Annotated in this window: 1 protein-coding gene; it reads right to left on the bottom strand. The window is 61.1% G+C overall.

What is annotated here, in order from left to right; genetic code table 11:
* The coding region (tuf, locus tag ACFWW2_RS00035; protein WP_393925318.1) for an elongation factor Tu at positions 1 to 1,138 on the bottom strand (1,138 nt) is incomplete at both ends.

The raw sequence follows: 1,138 nt of genomic DNA, 5'->3' as shown, positions 1-1,138 counted from the left end.
CCGGCGCCGACGGTGCGGCCGCCTTCGCGGATGGCGAAGCGCAGGCCGTCTTCCATGGCGATTGGCGCGATCAGTTCCACGTTGAACTTCAGGTTGTCGCCGGGCATCACCATTTCGGTGCCTGCGGGCAGCTCAACCGTGCCGGTCACGTCTGTGGTCCGGAAGTAGAACTGTGGACGGTAGTTCGCAAAGAACGGCGTGTGACGGCCACCCTCTTCCTTGGTCAGGATGTAGGCCTCGGCCTCGAACTTGGTGTGCGGCTTGACCGAACCGGGCTTGCACAGCACCTGGCCACGCTCGACACCTTCACGGTCCACACCGCGCAGCAGGGCACCGATGTTGTCGCCGGCTTCACCACTGTCCAGCAGTTTGCGGAACATTTCAACGCCTGTGCAGGTCGTCTTCTTGGTGTCGCGGATGCCCACGATCTCGATCTCGTCACCGACATTGATCACGCCACGCTCCACACGGCCGGTCACAACAGTCCCGCGGCCAGAGATCGAGAACACGTCCTCGATCGGCATCAGGAACGGCAGGTCAACCGCACGGGCCGGGGTCGGGATGTAGGTGTCGACCGCTTCCATCAGCGCCTTGATCGAGTTCTCGCCGATCTCTTCATCACGGCCTTCCATCGCGGCCAGAGCCGAGCCTTTGATGATCGGAATATCGTCACCGGGGTACTCGTAAGAGGACAGAAGCTCGCGGATTTCCATTTCCACCAGTTCCAGCAGTTCCTCGTCATCGACCTGATCGACCTTGTTCATGTAGACGACCATGTAAGGGATGCCCACCTGGCGGCCGAGCAGGATGTGCTCGCGCGTTTGTGGCATCGGGCCGTCAGCGGCGTTCACAACCAGGATCGCGCCGTCCATCTGCGCCGCACCGGTGATCATGTTCTTGACGTAGTCGGCGTGGCCGGGGCAGTCCACATGGGCGTAGTGACGCGCTTCGGTTTCGTATTCCACGTGTGCTGTCGAGATCGTGATGCCACGGGCCTTTTCCTCGGGCGCGCCGTCGATCTGGTCATATGCTTGGAAGTCACCGAAGTACTTCGTGATCGCCGCCGTCAGCGTCGTCTTGCCGTGGTCAACGTGACCAATCGTGCCAATGTTCACGTGCGGCTTATTCCGTTCAAACT

Source organism: Yoonia sp. R2-816 (assembly GCF_046762905.1).
In the GTDB taxonomy this organism is placed as follows: Bacteria; Pseudomonadota; Alphaproteobacteria; order Rhodobacterales; family Rhodobacteraceae; genus Yoonia.
This window is presented reverse-complemented; position numbering and strand designations above follow the sequence as displayed.